Source organism: Bradyrhizobium sp. AUGA SZCCT0158, assembly GCF_018130065.1.
Taxonomy (GTDB): domain Bacteria; phylum Pseudomonadota; class Alphaproteobacteria; order Rhizobiales; family Xanthobacteraceae; genus Bradyrhizobium.
Map to the genome: position 1 here is coordinate 1 of NZ_JAFCME010000014.1, position 17,593 is coordinate 17,593.

At 61.8% G+C, this 17,593-nt stretch carries 17 protein-coding genes and 2 pseudogenes; 11 read left to right on the forward strand and 8 right to left on the reverse strand.

Annotated features, from left to right (window positions below):
• The 4 genes and pseudogenes from JQ574_RS35190 to JQ574_RS20350 form a co-directional block, all read left to right on the forward strand.
• A pseudogene (locus JQ574_RS35190) lies at positions 1 to 96 on the forward strand (chemotaxis protein CheW); the annotation flags it as partial.
• A gap of 74 nt (positions 97 to 170) precedes the next feature.
• The gene (locus JQ574_RS20340) at positions 171 to 536 is read left to right on the forward strand and encodes a PleD family two-component system response regulator (protein WP_192739881.1); all 366 of its coding nucleotides are present in this window, start codon (positions 171 to 173) and stop codon (positions 534 to 536) included.
• 141 nt (positions 537 to 677) lie between these two features.
• Positions 678 to 1,865 carry a chemotaxis response regulator protein-glutamate methylesterase gene (locus JQ574_RS20345; RefSeq protein WP_212210146.1) on the forward strand — a complete coding sequence of 396 codons (1,188 nt, stop codon included), beginning with the start codon at positions 678 to 680 and terminating at the stop codon, positions 1,863 to 1,865.
• Entirely contained in the window at positions 1,862 to 2,743 is an 882-nt protein-coding gene (locus tag JQ574_RS20350) for a protein-glutamate O-methyltransferase CheR (protein WP_212210147.1), read from the forward strand. The genes JQ574_RS20345 and JQ574_RS20350 overlap by 4 nt, the downstream gene beginning before the upstream one ends.
• Positions 2,744 to 2,766: 23 nt before the next feature.
• On the opposite strand, the gene JQ574_RS20355 is transcribed toward JQ574_RS20350, so the two are convergent.
• The 4 genes from JQ574_RS20355 to ctrA all read right to left on the reverse strand — a co-directional run bounded on the left by JQ574_RS20355 (position 2,767) and on the right by ctrA (position 5,655).
• Positions 2,767 to 3,924, reverse strand: a complete 1,158-nt coding sequence (locus tag JQ574_RS20355; protein WP_212383805.1) for a glutathionylspermidine synthase family protein — start codon at positions 3,922 to 3,924, stop codon at positions 2,767 to 2,769.
• 5 nt (positions 3,925 to 3,929) lie between these two features.
• Positions 3,930 to 4,367, reverse strand: coding sequence for a hypothetical protein (locus tag JQ574_RS20360; protein ID WP_212210149.1), 438 nt, complete (start codon positions 4,365 to 4,367; stop codon positions 3,930 to 3,932).
• A 2-nt stretch (positions 4,368 to 4,369) separates the two neighbouring features.
• A complete protein-coding gene (locus JQ574_RS20365) occupies positions 4,370 to 4,774 on the reverse strand; it encodes a DUF350 domain-containing protein (RefSeq protein WP_212210150.1) in 405 nt (134 codons plus the stop codon).
• Positions 4,775 to 4,953: 179 nt separating this feature from the next.
• A complete protein-coding gene (gene ctrA, locus JQ574_RS20370; protein ID WP_015688285.1) occupies positions 4,954 to 5,655 on the reverse strand; it encodes a response regulator transcription factor CtrA in 702 nt (233 codons plus the stop codon).
• 365 nt (positions 5,656 to 6,020) lie between these two features.
• Here ctrA and fliI point away from each other — a divergent pair, with 365 nt between their 5' ends.
• The 4 genes from fliI to JQ574_RS20390 all read left to right on the forward strand — a co-directional run bounded on the left by fliI (position 6,021) and on the right by JQ574_RS20390 (position 9,540).
• On the forward strand, positions 6,021 to 7,343 hold the full coding sequence (gene fliI, locus JQ574_RS20375) for a flagellar protein export ATPase FliI (protein ID WP_212210151.1): 1,323 nt from the start codon (positions 6,021 to 6,023) through the stop codon (positions 7,341 to 7,343).
• Between the two features lie 109 nt (positions 7,344 to 7,452).
• Positions 7,453 to 7,872, forward strand: a complete 420-nt coding sequence (fliJ, locus tag JQ574_RS20380) for a flagellar export protein FliJ (protein ID WP_212210152.1) — start codon at positions 7,453 to 7,455, stop codon at positions 7,870 to 7,872.
• Between the two features lie 179 nt (positions 7,873 to 8,051).
• Positions 8,052 to 8,597 carry a sigma-70 family RNA polymerase sigma factor gene (locus tag JQ574_RS20385; protein WP_192739890.1) on the forward strand — a complete coding sequence of 182 codons (546 nt, stop codon included), beginning with the start codon at positions 8,052 to 8,054 and terminating at the stop codon, positions 8,595 to 8,597.
• 43 nt (positions 8,598 to 8,640) lie between these two features.
• The gene (locus tag JQ574_RS20390) at positions 8,641 to 9,540 is read left to right on the forward strand and encodes an anti-sigma factor domain-containing protein (protein WP_212210250.1); all 900 of its coding nucleotides are present in this window, start codon (positions 8,641 to 8,643) and stop codon (positions 9,538 to 9,540) included.
• A gap of 158 nt (positions 9,541 to 9,698) precedes the next feature.
• Here JQ574_RS20390 and JQ574_RS20395 read toward each other — a convergent pair whose 3' ends face one another.
• The 3 genes from JQ574_RS20395 to JQ574_RS20405 form a co-directional block, all read right to left on the reverse strand.
• A complete protein-coding gene (locus JQ574_RS20395; RefSeq protein ID WP_212210153.1) occupies positions 9,699 to 9,905 on the reverse strand; it encodes a hypothetical protein in 207 nt (68 codons plus the stop codon).
• A gap of 317 nt (positions 9,906 to 10,222) precedes the next feature.
• Positions 10,223 to 12,355: a flagellar biosynthesis protein FlhA gene (gene flhA, locus JQ574_RS20400; RefSeq protein WP_212210154.1), complete on the reverse strand. Its 2,133-nt coding sequence runs from the start codon at positions 12,353 to 12,355 to the stop codon at positions 10,223 to 10,225.
• Between the two features lie 1,476 nt (positions 12,356 to 13,831).
• A complete protein-coding gene (locus tag JQ574_RS20405; RefSeq protein WP_212210155.1) occupies positions 13,832 to 14,104 on the reverse strand; it encodes a hypothetical protein in 273 nt (90 codons plus the stop codon).
• Between the two features lie 68 nt (positions 14,105 to 14,172).
• On the opposite strand from JQ574_RS20405, the gene JQ574_RS20410 reads away from it, so the two are divergent.
• The 3 genes and pseudogenes from JQ574_RS20410 to JQ574_RS20420 all read left to right on the forward strand — a co-directional run bounded on the left by JQ574_RS20410 (position 14,173) and on the right by JQ574_RS20420 (position 16,073).
• On the forward strand, positions 14,173 to 14,772 hold the full coding sequence (locus tag JQ574_RS20410) for a hypothetical protein (protein ID WP_212210156.1): 600 nt from the start codon (positions 14,173 to 14,175) through the stop codon (positions 14,770 to 14,772).
• A gap of 203 nt (positions 14,773 to 14,975) precedes the next feature.
• Positions 14,976 to 15,770 carry a hypothetical protein gene (locus JQ574_RS20415; RefSeq protein WP_212210157.1) on the forward strand — a complete coding sequence of 265 codons (795 nt, stop codon included), beginning with the start codon at positions 14,976 to 14,978 and terminating at the stop codon, positions 15,768 to 15,770.
• Positions 15,733 to 16,073, forward strand: a pseudogene (locus JQ574_RS20420) (hypothetical protein). The gene JQ574_RS20415 and the pseudogene JQ574_RS20420 overlap by 38 nt, the downstream one beginning before the upstream one ends.
• Positions 16,074 to 16,203: 130 nt before the next feature.
• On the opposite strand, the gene JQ574_RS20425 reads toward JQ574_RS20420, so the two are convergent.
• Positions 16,204 to 16,851, reverse strand: coding sequence for an NAD(P)-dependent oxidoreductase (locus JQ574_RS20425; protein ID WP_212210158.1), 648 nt, complete (start codon positions 16,849 to 16,851; stop codon positions 16,204 to 16,206).
• Positions 16,852 to 17,593: the final 742 nt, after the last annotated feature.

Sequence of the window (17,593 nt, forward strand, 5' to 3'; positions counted from 1 at the left end):
CTCGCCGGCGGCGTCCACCGCCTCGACGGCCAGCTCATGGTCGTCCTCGATGTCGATCGCGTCCTCGAAATCGTGCCGGATCTGATGGCGGCATAAGAAGCAGAAGCAAGGCGAAGCGTACGTAACGTTTGGAAACGCCCCCCTTTGGGGAATGGAAGTAGAGGCCGAAAATGAGAACATGTCTCGTCGTCGATGACTCAAGCGTCATTCGAAAGGTCGCACGCCGTATCCTGGAAGGTCTTGATTTCCAGATTATCGAAGCCGAGGACGGCGCGAAAGCGCTGGACGCCTGCAAGCGCGCCATGCCCGAGGCCGTCCTGCTCGACTGGAACATGCCCGTGATGGACGGTTATGAATTCCTCGGCAATCTGCGCCGCATGCCCGGCGGTGATGCGCCCAAGGTGGTGTTCTGTACCACCGAAAATGATGTCGCGCACATCGCACGCGCGCTGCACGCCGGTGCCAACGAATACATCATGAAGCCGTTCGACAAGGACATCGTCACCGCGAAGTTCCAGGAAGTCGGCCTGATCTGATCTGCGCAGCATGATCCGGAAAAGTGGAAACCGGTTTTTCGAAAAGATCATGCTCAAATAAGAAGTGCTTCGATCCGGCGGCTCAACGGCCCTCGGCCTTTCCTTGCTAAGTGTGCCGTTCGAGTCGTTCCTGGTGAAGTAATGAGTACTGCGTTGATAAGTGCCCCGGCTCCGACTTCGACACGGCAGGACAAGCTGCGTGTTATGGTGGTCGACGACAGCGTCGTCATCCGCGGGATGATCTCGCGCTGGATCGGAGCTGAGCCGGATATGGAGGTCGTCGCCTCCCTGCGCACCGGCCTCGACGCCGTCAACCAGCTCGAACGCATCAATCCCGACGTCGCCGTGCTCGATATCGAAATGCCGGAGCTCGACGGCATTTCCGCGCTGCCGAAACTGCTGGCGAAGAAGCGCGATCTCATCATCATCATGGCCTCGACGCTGACCCGCCGCAATGCGGAGATCAGCTTCAAGGCGCTCTCGCTTGGCGCCTCCGACTACATTCCAAAGCCCGAAAGCACGCGCGAGGCTTCCGCCGCCGAAACTTTTCGCCACGATCTGATTCAGAAGATCCGTCACCTCGGCGCCAAGATCCGCCGCAGTGCGCATGCACACGCGCCGGCGAGTCCGCCGCTGGCGCCGGCTCACCACGACAAGCTGCGGGAAACCGCAGCCCGTGCGCCGTTGGCTTCGCCGGCACCGGCTGCACATCCGGCGCCGACACGCCGTCCGTTCAGCATGCTGGCGCCGCGCGTGCTCCTGATCGGCTCGTCGACCGGTGGCCCGCAGGCGCTGATGTCGCTGGTCACCGAAATCGGGCCGGTGATCGACCGTTTCCCGGTTCTGATCACGCAGCATATGCCGCCGACCTTCACCACGATTCTCGCCGAGCATCTGGCGCGTTCGAGCCGGCGGCCGGCGCATGAGGCGGTCGATGGCGAAATCGTCAAGGCCGGCCAGATCTATCTCGCGCCGGGCGGCCGTCACATGAAAGTAGTGCGTCATGGCGCCGAGGCGGCAATCGCGCTCGACGACGGACCGCCAGTGAATTTCTGCAAGCCTGCGGTCGATCCGCTGTTCACCTCCGCGATCGATGTCTGGCAGGGCGGCATCATGTCTGTGATCCTGACCGGCATGGGCTCCGACGGCATGCGCGGCGGCAAGGATATCGTCGCGGCCGGCGGCAGCGTGATTGCCCAGGACGAGGCGACGAGTGTGGTGTGGGGCATGCCGGGTGCGGCCGCGAATGCCGGCATTTGCGCCGCGATATTGCCGCTCAATCAGATCGCGCCGAAACTGGTTCGGTTGTTTTCGGGAGATCGTTCGTGACGCCTCAGGACTATGAGTATCTGCGTAAGCTTCTGAAAGAGCGTTCCGGGCTGGACCTGTCCGCCGACAAGCAATATCTGGTCGAGAGCCGTCTGGTGCCGCTGGCACGCAAGGAGAGCCTTGCCGGTATCCCCGAGCTCGTTCAGAAGATGAAGGTCGGCGCCGAGGCGCTGACGGCCGAGGTGGTCGAAGCGATGACCACCAACGAGACCTTCTTCTTTCGGGACAAGCTTCCGTTCGATCATCTGAAAGAGGCGGTTCTTCCGGCGCTGGCGCAGGCGCGCGCGGCGCGTCGTTCCCTGCGCATCTGGTGCGCGGCTTCCTCCACCGGGCAGGAGCCATATTCGATTGCGATGTGCCTGAAGGAGGCCGGCGCCATGCTGGCGGGCTGGCGCACCGAGATTGTCGCGACCGACCTTTCGCTCGCCGTGCTGGAAAAATCCAAGGCCGGCATCTTCAGCCAGTTCGAGGTGCAGCGCGGCCTGCCGATCCAGATGCTGGTGAAATATTTCACGCAGAATGGCGAGCTGTGGCAGCTCAACGCCGACATCCGCAGTATGGTGCAGCACCGTCAGTTGAACCTGCTGCAGGATTTTTCTCACCTCGGCACGTTCGACGTGATCTTCTGCCGCAACGTCCTGATCTATTTCGACCAGGACACCAAGGCCAAAATCTTCGAACGCGTCTCGCGGATGCTGGAGCCCGATGGCGTGCTGGCGCTGGGGGCTGCCGAATCCGTGGTCGGAATCACCAACGCCTTCAAGCCGTATCCGGATCGCCGTGGGCTCTATCGTCCAAATGCCGCACCAACTGTTGTGTGCCCCGGGGTAGCGACCCTCGTGCCGCAGGCGCCAAGGTCGGTGGCGTCGGCACGCTGATCTAATCGGTCTATCGACATCAGCTAGAGGATCGCGTGCGGCACGAACCGTGACGTGTTGCCGGTGATCGGATTCTCGTCCTCGCGGATCGATAGTCCGCACGGTGTGTGATCGATCAGCCAGCTTCCGAGCACCGGGTATTGGTCGGAAAAGCTCGGCAGCGACGCGAAACCCTGCAGGATGAATCCTTCCGCCCCATACGGGCCTTGCTGTTCCATCAGCGTCGAGCCGGCGCTGACGAGCGTAACATTGGCGCCTTCGCGCGAATAAAGCGGCTTGCGCACGAAGGAGGAGCCGAGCATTGCCGCCTTCGGATCGTCCTCGAAATAGGCCGGCAGCAAATTGGGGTGTTTTGGGAACATCTCCCAGAGCAGCGGAAGAATGCCCTTGTTGGACAGGATCGCTTTCCACGGCGGCTCGAGCCAGCGCGTCGGCGCGCTCGACAGATTTGCGCCGAACGTGTCTTGAAACATCCATTCCCAGGGGTAGAGCTTGAAGGCAAGCTCAATGCCGCGATCCTCGAGATCGACGAACCGGCCATCGCCCCCGAGGCCAACGTCCTTGATGTCCATCAGCGTGGTCTTCAATCCGGCCTGACTCGCGGTGTCCTGCAGATAGGCCAGCGTGCCGGCGTCCTCGGCATTGTCGGTCATCCCGGTCAGATGCAGGTGCTTTGCGCCGCCGTGTTTTCTCCAGGCGTCGATCAGCCGTTCATGGATCGAGTTGAACTGGTCGGCGCGCTTCGGGATGATGTTGCGCTCCATCGCCTGTTCGAGCCAGGTCCACTGGAAAACCGCCGCTTCGAAGATCGAGGTCGGCGTATCCGCGTTGTACTCCAGCAGTTTCGCCGGGCTCCAGCCGTCGTAGCTGAGGTCCAGCCGGCCATAGAGACTTGCGTCGCGGCGGTGCCAGCTCTCCGACAGCAGCGGCCAGAAGGCTTCTGGTATTTTCAGCCGGCGGAGATGTCTTTCGTCGTTGATCGCGCGGCCGACCACCTCGAGGCACATCGCCTCGATCTCGCCGGTGGGCGCCTCGATCCGCCGTTCAATTTCGTTCAGCGTGAACGCGTAATAGGCCCGTTCGTCCCAATAACGCTCGCCGTCGATAGTGTGAAAAGTGAAGCCGGCGCTTTCGGCGGTGGCACGCCAGTCGTCACGTTCGGGGCAGGAGATGCGCTGCATGGAATTCAGCCACCCGAGAAGCCGACGGCGTGCCCGAACGAACCGAAGCCGCCGCGCTGCGCGCTGTGCGAGCCGGAGTCGGAGATGCCCGAGGATGAAGAGGATGAATGGCTCGTGGACGAATCGCTGCCGTAATAGCTGCTGCGTGAGGATGAGGACCATCCACCACCGGAGCCGCCGGAGCTGCTGGATGAAGATCCGCGCTGCTGGCATTCGGCGGCGCTGTTTTGCAGCAGCGACGGCTGCGGTGTGTTCGGCGAAGGCTCGCATTTGTTGCGCGGCATCAGCGTGTAGGCGACGCTGCCGACCGCAAGCGTGCCCATCAGAAACAGCGCGACGTGGCCGGAACGCTTGGCCGGCGGGCCCGACGACTGCGGCACAGGCGGCACCGATGGTTTGCGCGTCCCGAATTCGCTTGTGCGTTTGGGGGGCTTGTTCGCCATGGTCAGTAGATCATGCTGGCAGCGTTGAGTGCGCCCGCGGCCAGCGAGGCTAGGCCAAGCCAGATGGCGGCGGCAAGTTCGCCGCCTGCGATGCGCTGCGACAGGTTCGGCACCGGTATCTTGACGAGATAAAAGACGATGATCTGCACGATCAGCGCGACGACAGCCCAGATCAGGCAATCCCAGACATTGGCGGAATGGGCGATGGCGCTGACCAAAGGCAGCGCGAAGCCGAGCAGGCTGAGCCCCAACGCGATCGCCGCTGCCGGATTGTTGTCGCGGATCAGCAGGAACTCGTCATGCGGCGTGACACGGGTATAGGCGAAGAGGTAGGCGGCCACGGCGACCAGCGCCGTACAGAAATAGACCAGAAACGCCGGCAGCCCGGCGAGGGATTGCAAGATCATTGATGACGCCCCGACTCGACCCATTCCCACGTTCGCACGACCCATTGGTCGGTGCATCGGAGGTGTCGGTTCAATCCCAAAGAATCTGCCAAACAACATTCCGCCCAAACAAAAACCCCGCCATTCGCGGCGGGGTCCAGTCGGGAGGAGTGAGCCTTGCGGCTCGCCGTAAACCCTGGTCAGGCGGGAATGCGTTCTTCCTGCTCGTGCGGCTCGCGCAGCACGTAGCCGCGGCCCCACACGGTCTCGATGAAGTTGCGGCCTTCGGAAGCGTTCGCCAGCTTCTTGCGCAGCTTGCAGATGAAGACGTCGATGATCTTCAGCTCGGGCTCGTCCATGCCGCCGTAGAGGTGGTTGAGGAACATTTCCTTGGTGAGCGTGGTACCCTTGCGGAGCGAGAGCAGCTCCAGCATCTGGTATTCCTTGCCCGTCAGATGGACGCGCTGGCCACCGACTTCGACGGTCTTGGTGTCGAGGTTGACGACGAGATCGCCGGTCTGGATCACCGATTGCGCATGACCCTTGGAACGGCGCACGATCGCGTGGATGCGGGCGACCAGTTCGTCCTTGTGGAAGGGTTTGGTCATGTAGTCGTCGGCGCCAACGCCGAGACCCTTGACCTTGTCCTCGATGCCGGCGAGGCCGGAGAGGATCAGAATGGGGGTCTTGATCTTCGACACCCGAAGCTGCTTGAGCACGTCGTAACCGGACATGTCGGGCAAATTGAGGTCGAGAAGGATAATGTCGTAATCGTAAAGCTTACCGAGATCGACGCCTTCTTCTCCGAGATCCGTCGTATAGACGTTGAAACTCTCGGATTTAAGCATCAGCTCGATCGACTGCGCGACGGCGCTGTCATCTTCTATCAGCAAAACGCGCATGCCAGTCCCCTATAGTCGCCGCTCCGGGCGTCAGGTCGGCCGCACTTGCGGCACTCAAAACGCCTTTGAACAACTGATTCGGATCCTGACGACATATGGTTAACAAATACTGATTCGTGTTCGCAAGCTCTAACCGTGCAATTTTTATCGAATCGCCGTAAGATGTTGCGTCGAAGCAGCTTTTCCTTACCGTTCTCGTTCAAGTTCCACATTAAGAGACGGGCCTAACCGACTCCCGCGACTCATCCTTCTTCTGATGGGCGAGCGCTCTCAGTCACCAAAGACAGTGACGCAATGATTAACGATGCGGGTAAACACGAGGTTAAGCGCCCCTTTCAAACACGCGGAAACTTAAGGTTTTCGCAATGAAGGCACTCGCGGAACAGATCGGCGACGTCGACGGCGTCAATATATATGGCCGTGTGATCGGCGTGCGCGGGCTGATGGTCGAGATCGCGGGACCGATCCATGCGATGTCGGTCGGCGCCCGGATCGTGATCGAGACCGGCGGCAGCTTCATTCCGGCCGAGGTGATCGGCTTCTCCGGGAACAATGCGGTGGTGATGCCGTTCGCCGGCCTCGAGGGCGTCAGGCGCGGCTGCCGCGCCGTGATCGCCAATGCCGCGGGGCAGGTGCGGCCCTCGCCATCCTGGCTCGGCCGCGTGCTCAACGCGATGGGGGAACCGATCGACGGCAAGGGGCCGCTGACGCAGGGGCCATCGCCGATGCCGTATCGGAACTCGCCGCCGCCAGCGCATTCGCGCCAGCGGGTCGGCGCCCCGCTCGATCTTGGCGTGCGCGCCTTGAATACGTTCCTGACCTGCTGCCGCGGCCAACGGCTCGGCATCTTCGCCGGATCCGGCGTCGGCAAATCGGTGCTGCTGTCGATGCTGGCGCGTAACGTCGATGCCGATATCACGGTCATCGGGCTGATCGGCGAACGCGGCCGCGAGGTGCAGGAATTCCTGCAGGACGACCTTGGCGACGAGGGCCTGGCGCGTTCGGTCGTGGTGGTGGCGACCTCAGACGAGCCAGCCTTGATGCGCCGGCAGGCGGCCTATCTGACGCTCGCGATATCAGAATATTTTCGCGATGAAGGCAAGGACGTGCTGTGCCTGATGGATTCGGTGACGCGCTTTGCGATGGCGCAGCGCGAGATCGGGCTGTCGGCGGGTGAGCCGCCGACCGCCAAAGGCTATACGCCGACGGTGTTCACTGAACTACCGAAGCTCCTGGAGCGGGCAGGGCCGGGCACCAGCACCGGTACCATCACCGGCATTTTCACCGTGCTGGTCGACGGCGACGATCATAACGAGCCGATTGCGGACGCGGTGCGCGGCATCCTCGACGGTCACGTCGTGATGCAGCGATCGATCGCCGAGCGCGGGCGTTTTCCCGCGATCAACGTCCTCAAATCGGTCTCCCGCACCATGCCGAAATCGGCCGATCCGGCCTATCTGCCCGTGATCATGCGGGGGCGCCAGGTGATGGCGACCTACGCCGATATGGAGGAACTGATCCGGCTCGGCGCGTACCGGGCGGGGTCGAGCCCGGAGGTCGACGAGGCGATCCGGCTGCACGAGCCACTGGAAGGGTTTTTGCGGCAGGGCAAGGGCGAAAAAGCAAGCCTCGCCGACGGCTACCAGCAATTGGCGCAGATCCTGACTAGTTTGGAAACGGAACGCTAACTTTGTCAGGCCATCATCCCCGGCACATGAATAGTCTGGCTGGCGGGGCCCCCGGGGGAAGCCGGCTTTGTCCCGCGTTAAGATTGGGACTTCTGGGGAGTATGAGTCGATGAAGTCACGTGAAACGCTGATCCGCCTGAAGAAGTTTCAGGTCGATGAGAAGCGCCGAAGGGTTACCCAGATCGAAGGCATGATCGCTGATTTCCAGCGCATGTCTGTCGACCTCGAGCGCGAAATCCAGACCGAGCAGGACCGGGCCGGCATCAACGATCCGACCCATTTCGCCTATCCGACCTATGCCAAGGCGGCGATCCAGCGGCGCGAGAACCTGACCCGTTCGGCCGACGAACTGCGCATCCAGCTCGAGGATGCCAAGAGCCTGCTCGGCGAAGCCTTCGAGGAGCTCAAGAAGGTCGAACTGCTGGACGAGCGTGACCAGGCGCGCGAACGCGCCGAGGAGAACGCCCGCGAGCAGGCCGACATGGACTCCATCGGTCTGATGCGCGCCCGGCTCGGCGCCATCGCCTGACGCCTGACCTTCTCTCATCCGATCGATCGAAAACCCGGGCCGCAAGGTCCGGGTTTTTCTTTGATAATGTCCACAGACAAGGCGTCTTGGTGGCTGGTTTGCTGCAGGGTATGCTAGGAAGATTCTCGATGCTCCCGGCGTAAAGCGCGATGGGGGATCGCGATTTTGGGGGACGCTGAATGCTGACGCCAGCCGAGCTGGTTTGGCTGATTGCCGCTGTTGCGAAGGGGGATGAAGCTGCTTTCGAGCGGCTTTACGCCGCCACGCGCGCGAAACTCTTCGGTGTCGTCCTCCGTATCTTGCGCCGACAGGATCTCGCCGAGGAGGTCATTCAGGAGGCCTACGTCAAGATCTGGAACAGCGCCGGACAATTCAATCCGGCGCTTGCTTCACCGATAACGTGGATGGCGGCGATCGCGCGCAACCGGGCGATCGATGTCGTGCGCAAGAAGACCGAGGCCTCGATCGAGGAGGAGCCGACCGCGATGGAAGTGGCCGCCGATTCACCCGATCCGCTGGCGCGGCGCGAGATGACGGAAGAGCTGAAGCGGCTCTTGGAATGCGTCGGCCGTCTGGAGCCGGATCGGCAGAAGCTGGTGCTGCTGGCCTATTACAACGGCTGGAGCCGCGAGCAGCTGGCCGCCAAGTTCGAGACGCCGGTGAATACGGTGAAGACGTGGCTGCGCCGCAGCATGATGGATATCCGGGAGTGTCTCGGGCTTTGAGTTTTGAAATGAGCTATTTGAAAGGTGTCCTGGACGTTAGATGATGGCCCATAGCGAAGACCATATCGCGCTCGCCGCGGAATATGCGCTCGGCACCCTCGACGCCGACGAGCGCGCGCAGGTCGAAGCCATGATGGCCGTCGACACGGAATTCACCGCCGTGGTCCAGGCGTGGGAGTACAGGCTCGGCGTCCTCAACCAGATGGTCGGCTCGGTCGAGCCGCGGCCGATCGTCTGGGAGAATATTCAACGCGCGATCGGACATGCCGGACCGCAGGTGCCGCTGGCGCTGCCGGAAGCCGCCGCTGCTCCGCCGCCGGAAGCCGCCGCGCCTCCGCCGCCGGTGGATCCCCTGATGGCCGAAATGACCCAGGCCGCTGATAATTCCAACGTCGTCCAGTTGTCGGGCCGGGTGAAGCGCTGGCGCAATCTGGCGTCGTTCGCGACGGCTGCGGCCGCGGCGCTGATCGCGATGCTCGGCCTGCAGGTCTATTCGCCGGACTCGCTGCCCAACGCGCTGCGTCCCAAGATCCGCACGCAGGTGGTCGAGGTCAAGACGCCGCCGCTGCCGGCGCCGCCGTCGGCGCAGTACGTTGCGATCCTGCAGCGGAACGGCGGTTCGCCGGCGTTCATCCTCACGGTCGACGCCGCCACCAAGAATTTCACGGTCCGCAAGGTCAACGCCGATGCGGAGGCCGGCAAGAGCTTCGAGCTTTGGCTGGTCTCCGACAAGCTGCCGCAGCCGCGCTCGCTCGGTGTGATCGGCGGCAGCGAGTTCACCGCGCGCAACGTGCTGGCGTCCTACGACGCCGGCACGATCAACGCCGCGACCTACGCGGTGACGGTCGAGCAGGCCGGCGGATCGCGTGACGGCAAGCCGAACTTGCCGCCGGTCTTCGCCGGCAAGCTGATCGAGACGGTGCCGGCCTCTCCGACGCGCTGACTTTGGACCCCTGTAATTGGGGACCCCCATAAAGAGAAAACGCCCGTGGGGAGCGGGCGTTTTCGTAGTCAACTTGGGGGTAGTTGGGGTCTTCTAGTACTTCACGTGGCGACTTTGGGGGGCTGTAAAGAGCCGCGTGAATTCGTGAATTCCTTTTGTTAGCGTACGACCGAATTGCCCGAGCTCGTGACCACGACCGGCTTGCCGGCCTTCATCACGCGGGTGCTCGCGGTCTGCTGGAAACCTTCCTCCGAAGTGGTGCGTGCCGAGATGCCGAAGCCGGCGACCAGGATGCCCACGACCAAAGCTACGACCACAATCTTGAGATGGGTCGTGCGGTCTGCGCTGTAGATCGAGTGGTTCATGGAAGTCTCCTGCCCGCCTTCCCCTGTGTCGAATTAGACAACCAACTCGACAAACAGGTTCAACGTCTCGGCACAGGAAACGTAGGAATTCGCGGTTTCGTTCCACAGATGCGATCACAAGCCAGTGAAAAGACTTGAACGGCCGCGATCGCTGAGCGGTGATGGCTGCCTAAAATGACAAATAACAAAACAATTACAGATTGTTAGCCGTGCACTGCCTGTCGGGACGCAAAATCGACCACCTTGCCGGATTGTAACAAACCGTTTGCCTGTGGCGAAAATGCCTCGCGGCCCCCTTGTCGATTTTCGCGGCGGAACTAAACGCTGCCGACCGTTTTCAGCCGGGCGCGAGGGTGGATTTCGGCCTGCGACAGCACGGTGGTCTGGGCGCGGAACCGCTCCACCAGCGAACGCACGAACGGGCGGATCGCCGCCGACGTCACCAGCACCGGCGCCTCGCCTTCCTGGGCGGCGCGCTCGAAGCTGACGCGCACCGCGGTCATGAACTCCGACAGTTTTGACGGCTGCATGGCGAGGCTGCGGTCTTCGCCGCTGCCGACGATCGATTCGGCGAACGCCTGCTCCCAGCGCGCCGACAGTGCGATCAGCGGCAGGTAGCCGTTGTAGGAAGTGTTCTGCGCGCAGATCTGCCGCGCCAGCCGGGCGCGGACGTGCTCGACCATGGTGGCGGGGTTGCGCGAGAACGCCAGCGCGTCGGCAATGCCCTCCAGGATGGTGGAGAGGTCGCGGATCGAGATCCGCTCTGACAAGAGCAGCTGCAACACGCGTTGAATGCCCGACATGGTGACCTGGCTCGGCACGATGTCCTTGACCAGTTCGCCCTGTTCCTTCGGCAGGTCCTTGATCAGCTTCTGCACCTCGCCATAGGACAACAGGTCCGACATGTTGTTCTTCAACAGCTCGGTCAGATGCGTCGACAGCACGGTCGCGGCGTCGACGACGGTATAGCCCTTCAGCGACGCCTCTTCCTTCAGGCTGGCATCGACCCAGGTGGCGGGCAATCCAAAAGTCGGTTCGACGGTGTGGATGCCGGGCACGCCGACCTGGTTGCCGGCGGGGTCCATGACCATGAACTGGTTCGGCCAGATCTTGCCGCTGCCGGCGTCGACTTCCTTGATCTTGATCATGTAGGTGTTGGCCTCGAGCTGGACGTTGTCGAGGATGCGCACCGCGGGCATCACGAAGCCCATTTCGACCGCCAGCGAACGCCGCAGCGCCTTGATCTGTTCGGTGAGGCGGTCGGTGCCGTCGGGGCCGTTGACCAGCGGCAGCAGCGCATAGCCGAGCTCGATCTTGAGATCGTCGATCTTGAGCGAGTTGGCGATCGGCTCTTCCGCCGCCGCGCTGGCAGCCGCCGCGGCAATGTCGGGCGCGGCGAGTTCGGCAGCTTCAGCGGCCTTGGTGACGCGGTTGTGGTTGCGCGCCTTCCAGGCCAGGTAAGCGGCGCCGCCGCCGAGCGCCACGAATGGCAGCATCGGAATACCCGGCAGCAAGGCCAGCACCAGCATCACGCCGGCCGACATGCCGAGCGCCTGCGGATAGCCGGAGAGCTGCTTCATCAGCGCCTTGTCGGCGGCGCCGGTGATGCCGGCCTTGGAGACGAGCAGGCCCGCCGCGGTCGAGACGATCAGCGCCGGCACCTGGGTGACCAGGCCGTCGCCGACGGTCAGGATGGTGTAGGTGCGGGCGGCATCGCCAAAGCTCATGCCCTGCTGGGCGACGCCGATGATGATACCGCCGATGACGTTGATGAAGACGATCAAGAGGCCGGCGATGGCGTCGCCGCGCACGAATTTCGAGGCGCCGTCCATGGCGCCGAAGAAGCCGCTTTCGTCTTCCAGTTCCTTGCGGCGCCGCTTGGCGGTGGCTTCGTCGATCAGGCCGGCGGACAGATCCGCGTCGATCGCCATCTGCTTGCCGGGCATCGAGTCGAGCTGGAAGCGGGCCGCGACTTCGGCGATACGGCCCGAACCCTTCGTGATGACGATGAAGTTCACGATCACCAGGATCGCGAACACGATAATTCCGATCACGAAATTACCGCCCATCACGAAATTGCCGAAGGCCTCGATGACGTGGCCGGCCGCCGCCGTGCCCTCATGGCCGTGGCTCAGGATCAGCCGGGTCGAGGCCATGTTCAGCGACAGCCGCAGCATGGTCGAGATCAACAGGACGGTCGGAAACGACGAGAATTCCAGCGGCGCCTGGATGAACAGCGCCGTCATCAGGATCAGGATCGACACCGTGATCGAGATCGCCAGGAACAGGTCGAGCACGATCGCGGGCAGGGGGAGGATCAGCACCACCAGGATGGTGAGGACGCCGAAGGCGAGGGCGAGATCGCCGCGCCGGAGCATGGTGCCGATTTCACTGAAGCTGGGGAAGCCGCCGCTTGCCCCTGTGCCCTGACCTGCCGTGACGTCGACCATGCTTGCAGCTCCTCGCGAATGGCGGCCGCGGCCGCCAGACGTCTTCGCGGCGGCCGAAGGGCCGCCGCTCCGTAAGTGAGGCACCGCACTGGCGTCCACGGGGTTCCTCCCGTTCTACGCGGCTGACGACACTCGACTTCACTGGGCAAATTTTGCCCGGTGTATGGTTAGTAAAGGGTTAATTTCCGGGCTTTGGCCGTCGTTTGGCCGCCGGAGCACCCCTATCTCCGTCGTCCCGGCCTTGAGCTCAGATGCGCAATTGCGCATCGGGGGACCCATACGCCGCGGCGGCCGTTTTGAAAGACGATGTTCGACGACTTCCTTCCAATCACTGACTTCGGTGGTTATGGGTCCCGGATCGCGCTTCGCTTGTCCGGGACGACAGAGATGGACACACCACCGCGATCCCGCGACGCAAAGCGCCCGGGTGGTTCAATCCGTTCCTCCCAAAAACAAGGGAGCAGGGATGCCGGGTGCGCGCTGCACCCGCGGTCTCGTGTGCAATTGTGCAACAAGAGTGCGCACACGAGCATACAGGGCAGCGGAGAGCATCCGACATTCCCTGCGCAATGGCTTTACGGCTTATAACGCGCTCTCCCCGGCGAGACGGCCTCTATTGCCACCGTCGCCCCTCGGAAGCGTTAGCTCCCGAAAGACTTGACGCCGTTACGGGCGCCAGGACCACACGTCTTTGCCGTACGCCTTTGTCGCGCGCGTCAAGCGCAACATCGGCGTCCACCACATCCCACCCCGCGTCCGGACGATCGCGATACGCCCCTCGTAGAGGGATGAGACGGGAGAGATATGCCAGGTGAGTTGGGGTGGCTGTCAAGAAGAATTTCCGTAAATCAGAAAATAACTTCCTGGGCACTTGGTGTGCCGTCGGCCGCGACGTTGAACTGCCACCTGGACCGAGCACCCCCGGCCCGGCGCCAAAACAATCCTTTGAACCTTTGCCCGCCCCTGCAGACAAATAACTACCGGGGGATTGCACTTTCCGGGGCTAGCACAGCGCCACTAAGCATCATTCGGCTTTGGGGCGCTGTTGCGTTAGTGGCCTATTTTGAATCTGCGAGTGGCCTATGTCGGTCACTACCCGTTCCTGCAAAGGAAGGTCTATGACCGAAGGGCGACGTTTCAAGCAAATCGACCCGCTCGACAAAGGCCTGTTGAAGGAAGCCGAGCGGCGCTGGAGAGAGGCTCGAATGGCTCTGCCCGGTGTGGTGGAGCGCGACAGGCTTGCTCGCGAAGCGCCACTAGCAGAACCGGCCTCTAGCAAGAGGGTTGCGGCACCCCGCCAGAAGGCTCTGACCAAAGCGTAGGGCCGCCTCTGGTGGCCTCTTTCTTGGAACCCGAATTTTGCAATCGCTCAATTTCATCAGGGCCGTAGGGCGAATTGAGCCGACCTGTCCGCCGTAGCTCAAAGTGCGAAGGCGGAAGGCGTAATCCGCCATTTGTCGTGGTTCGGACGGCGGATTACGCTGTCGCTAATCCGCTCCGTAGTTCTCCGTCCGTGAACGGAGTTTCCAACCCGGCGACTTTAGCAATCGTCCATGTCTCAATAGTCGCCTCACCCGGCCCGTTGTTCCAAACGACCACCAGCCCATCGCGCACTTCGAGGAAGGATGTTGGATTATCGGGCAACGTGACGACGGCCTTGCCTCCCGATGGGATGACTTTTTCCAACGTTTCGAGTTCAACGAATATCGTCAGTGGCTTGCGGGTGCCATTTTCAATCGGGAATTTCATGCTTTCACACTTTTGGGCCGCCTCGGTTGGCGGCTCTAATCACGAGCCAAGTTTGCTGCTATTAACATATGTTCGACGATCGCATCGAATTCCCCTTTGCCGACCCTATCCATTCGGCGGTTGAAATCCATCACTCACCAATAGGCTTGGCGCGCGGACTAAGGAAGATCGGGCTGCGGCATGACACGGAAACTGGCAGCCCTCATATTTCTTCTCTCGACATGCTGTGCGATTGCGGCCGACTCTGCATGGGACGTCCTGGAACGCTTGGCTTAACCGGCACATGGTCGGCCAACTGCGGTCAGCCCGCGACGGTCAGCGGCTTTCATACGATCTTCTCCAGGGATGCTGATGGGCTTGCAAGGCGCGAGCTGGATTTCGGCGCGAAATCGATTTATGCGACCATTGTTGACGGCGCAGAAATAATCTCATCTTCAATGCTGAAAATTACTGTCCGTAACGCTGATCCGAAATTTGCGGAATTCAATGGGAAGACCTTCTGGACTGTGTTTTTAAAGGAGAACGATCCTCAGACCGAAAAGGCTTTCCGCATTCGGTTTTTCCAATCCATAACAACTGAGGGCAAAATCGTCGTAAAGGACGGCATTGACTCGCGGTTTGGGAAGCCCAGCCCCTGGCTATACAAATGCCGCAGTGCGTTGTCATGAACCGCCATGGCTGGAAACGTGAGTGAGCCGAAGGCGTAATCCGCCGCTTTGGTTTTCGATCGAACGACGGATTACGCTGTCGATCATCCTACGCGCAACGCGCTCCAGATCGTCCCAGCGCTGACGAAAGCGCGACCGGCGCATTTTGACATGAAGCAAATGCCCACCATATGCTTCCCCGGAATCGACAAGAGGCAGCGGCGATGTTTGAGTGGCTGAAGGAAGGCGCGCGAGGCGCTGTCAGTGCAGCTACGAAAGGCGTGACCGAAGCTGCCGCTGCCTTGAAGGCGCTGGCTGACAGCATGGCCAGGCGCGCGGCAGAGGCCGCCGATCTTGGCAAGCTGCTCGACATTCTCGATAAAGTCCCGGGCGTCGATTTCCAAAGACGAGAGCCGGATGCCGCCTACCTCGCAACGATGATGGCTGCCTTTCAAATGGGCGAGCTGTCTCTCGTCGTTACCTGCACCGGCCCGAAATCGACGGATATCGAGATTTTGCGCATGATGCCGTTGGCCGCTGCGGAGGCCGACGCACTGGTCGGGTCACCCAAATTTGGCGCCACGGTGCTGGCCGAAGGGCAGGAAGGCCGCCCTGCCATCCAGATGCTCATGAACAGGGAAAATCTTGCGCAGAACTACCATCATGTATCGGTGGATGCCCTGATCAAGGGTTTGATGAAACCGATCGAAAACGTTCCGTTCGTCGGTGGCGTTTTAGCGGCCGCGTTGGGCCTTGTTGCGCGTCCGATCGCCAGGCTTATTCTGGATATTATTTTTACGCAGGCTGAAAACATCATCCGCTACGCGCGCGGTGGAAATGCCGTTCTCCCTGCTCCGACGGAGCAACCCCATCTCCCGAGTACAGTTGAGGAAAAACCTGATCTGGTAGCTGGGGCTGAGGAGGAGGAAAAAAGGGCCTTAGGGCAGATCGAGCCGCTGGCGAGCCAACAGGGGACAGCCGATGAAGTGTCTTCGGATATACGCAACCCCGGACGGTGAATCTCACTTCGGTGAAGTGGAAATCCCCATGACGGCAAAGGTGACCGTCGCTCCTGGTGCCACGCCGTTTCAAGTGTCCAGGCGCTATCCCGCGTCAAGCATGGAGTTCACGCAAATTCCTGCGGGCATGCGACAGGTTGATTGGCACACCGTTCCGGCGCGGGTGCGGCAGGTCTCTGCGGGCGAGTTCGTGCTGGTGGAGGACACACACACGGAAAGCGCCATCTGTCCCGTCACTCTACAGACGAGCAAACCGTTCTTTGGATCAGGCTACCCGACGGCCTCGATTTGCCGCCCGGATAGTTCGCAGGGAGCGCTACCGCCGACGACGCTGAAAGTCTGCAAATGGCCCATCGCAACATTGCTGCTATTGCACAAGGGCGGTCGGCATCGGAGCGAAGCGGACAGCGCCGAAGATTTATGAGCATGTGCCCTAGTTGCGCACCGTTATGGCCTTCCTGAAGGTCGCGGGGTCATCGAGGATCTTGACCAGATACTCAGCCACATCAGCGCGCGTGGCTGTGGAGGTGATGTTCCAGCGCAGGTCGGTGCCGGCCTTCAGGTTTCCGCGAGCAGGCTTGAATGTCAGCGTTGCCGGTCGAACGATCGTCCAATCGCAGTCACTCTCCCGGACGGCGGCCTCCTGCTTCTCCTTGTCTGCCATCACTTCCTTGAGTGCGAGCTTGACCAGGAAGCCTGCGCCGAAACTGCCGGTGCGGTAGCTCTCACCGACACTCACCGAACTTTCGACGATGAGCCGGCCGCGGCCTCGTGGCATGGCGGCCAGAATGTTCATGGTGCCCACCGAGCAAACCGGGACGCCGGGCTGGCGTCGACCCCGATCGTCCTTCGCCTGAGGTATCGCCCCCAACGTGCAGATGACCGCATCCATACCCCGAACCGCAGATGCCACCGAGGCTGGATCCATTGCATCGCCCTTGACGATTCTGAGTTTCGGATGCGTCAAGGGCATGCGCTTGATATCACGGACAAAGGCCGTGACGACGTGGCCTGCGGACAGAGCGGACTCAGCGACGAGCCGTCCCGTCGACCCCGTCGCACCAAAGACAACGACGTTCATCACACCCTCCCGTCGCGCGGCTTCGACGCGCCATCGCTGTGCGCAGTGGTTTGGTCCGTGAAGCCGGAAGCCTTCTTGCGTGGATACTCAGGCAGCAACAGCTCGGGGGATTGCCGGGCGCAGTTCAGGCGTTGTTGTTGCGACGACATGATGGAAAGGACTCCTTGGGTTGGCGGCCGCGGCATCGACGACGCTACGTTGCGGCGTGTTTGCGGTCGATTGGGCCGAGGAAGAGGGCGAGCCATACCAAGGTGTCGGTCCGCAGGGCGGATCGAGCCGGTTGTCCGCTGTCGCCCAAGGGGCGAAGACCGCCATTTTGTAGTCGGTTCGAACGGCGGATCACGCTGTCGCAAATTCGCCCTAATAGATCGGCCGCGACGAAACCGTTTTCCCGGATCGCGAAGTCGTCCTGAAACAGAGCGCCGGTAGCCTATGTCAGGTCAAACAAGGGGAAGCTCAACACAAGGGGAACGGTCATGTTAGTCGCCATCCTCAATTCGATTTACCGCCATTTCCTCACGGCTGCCATCGTTGGTATGGCCATGACCCAGGGGAGGCGGCGATGACCGAGCTCATAGCAGCCCTGTTGGCCTTCCTCAGCATCGGCGTTTTCGTGGCGCACGCGTTGGACGCCTATCGCACCGGCTAGGGCCGTAACGGCGGATTGCGCTGTCGCTCATCCGCCCTGCGCTGGCGAAGCGTCGCGGTCCGCTCACTCAGAACGGCTTGTCCGGGATCGCGA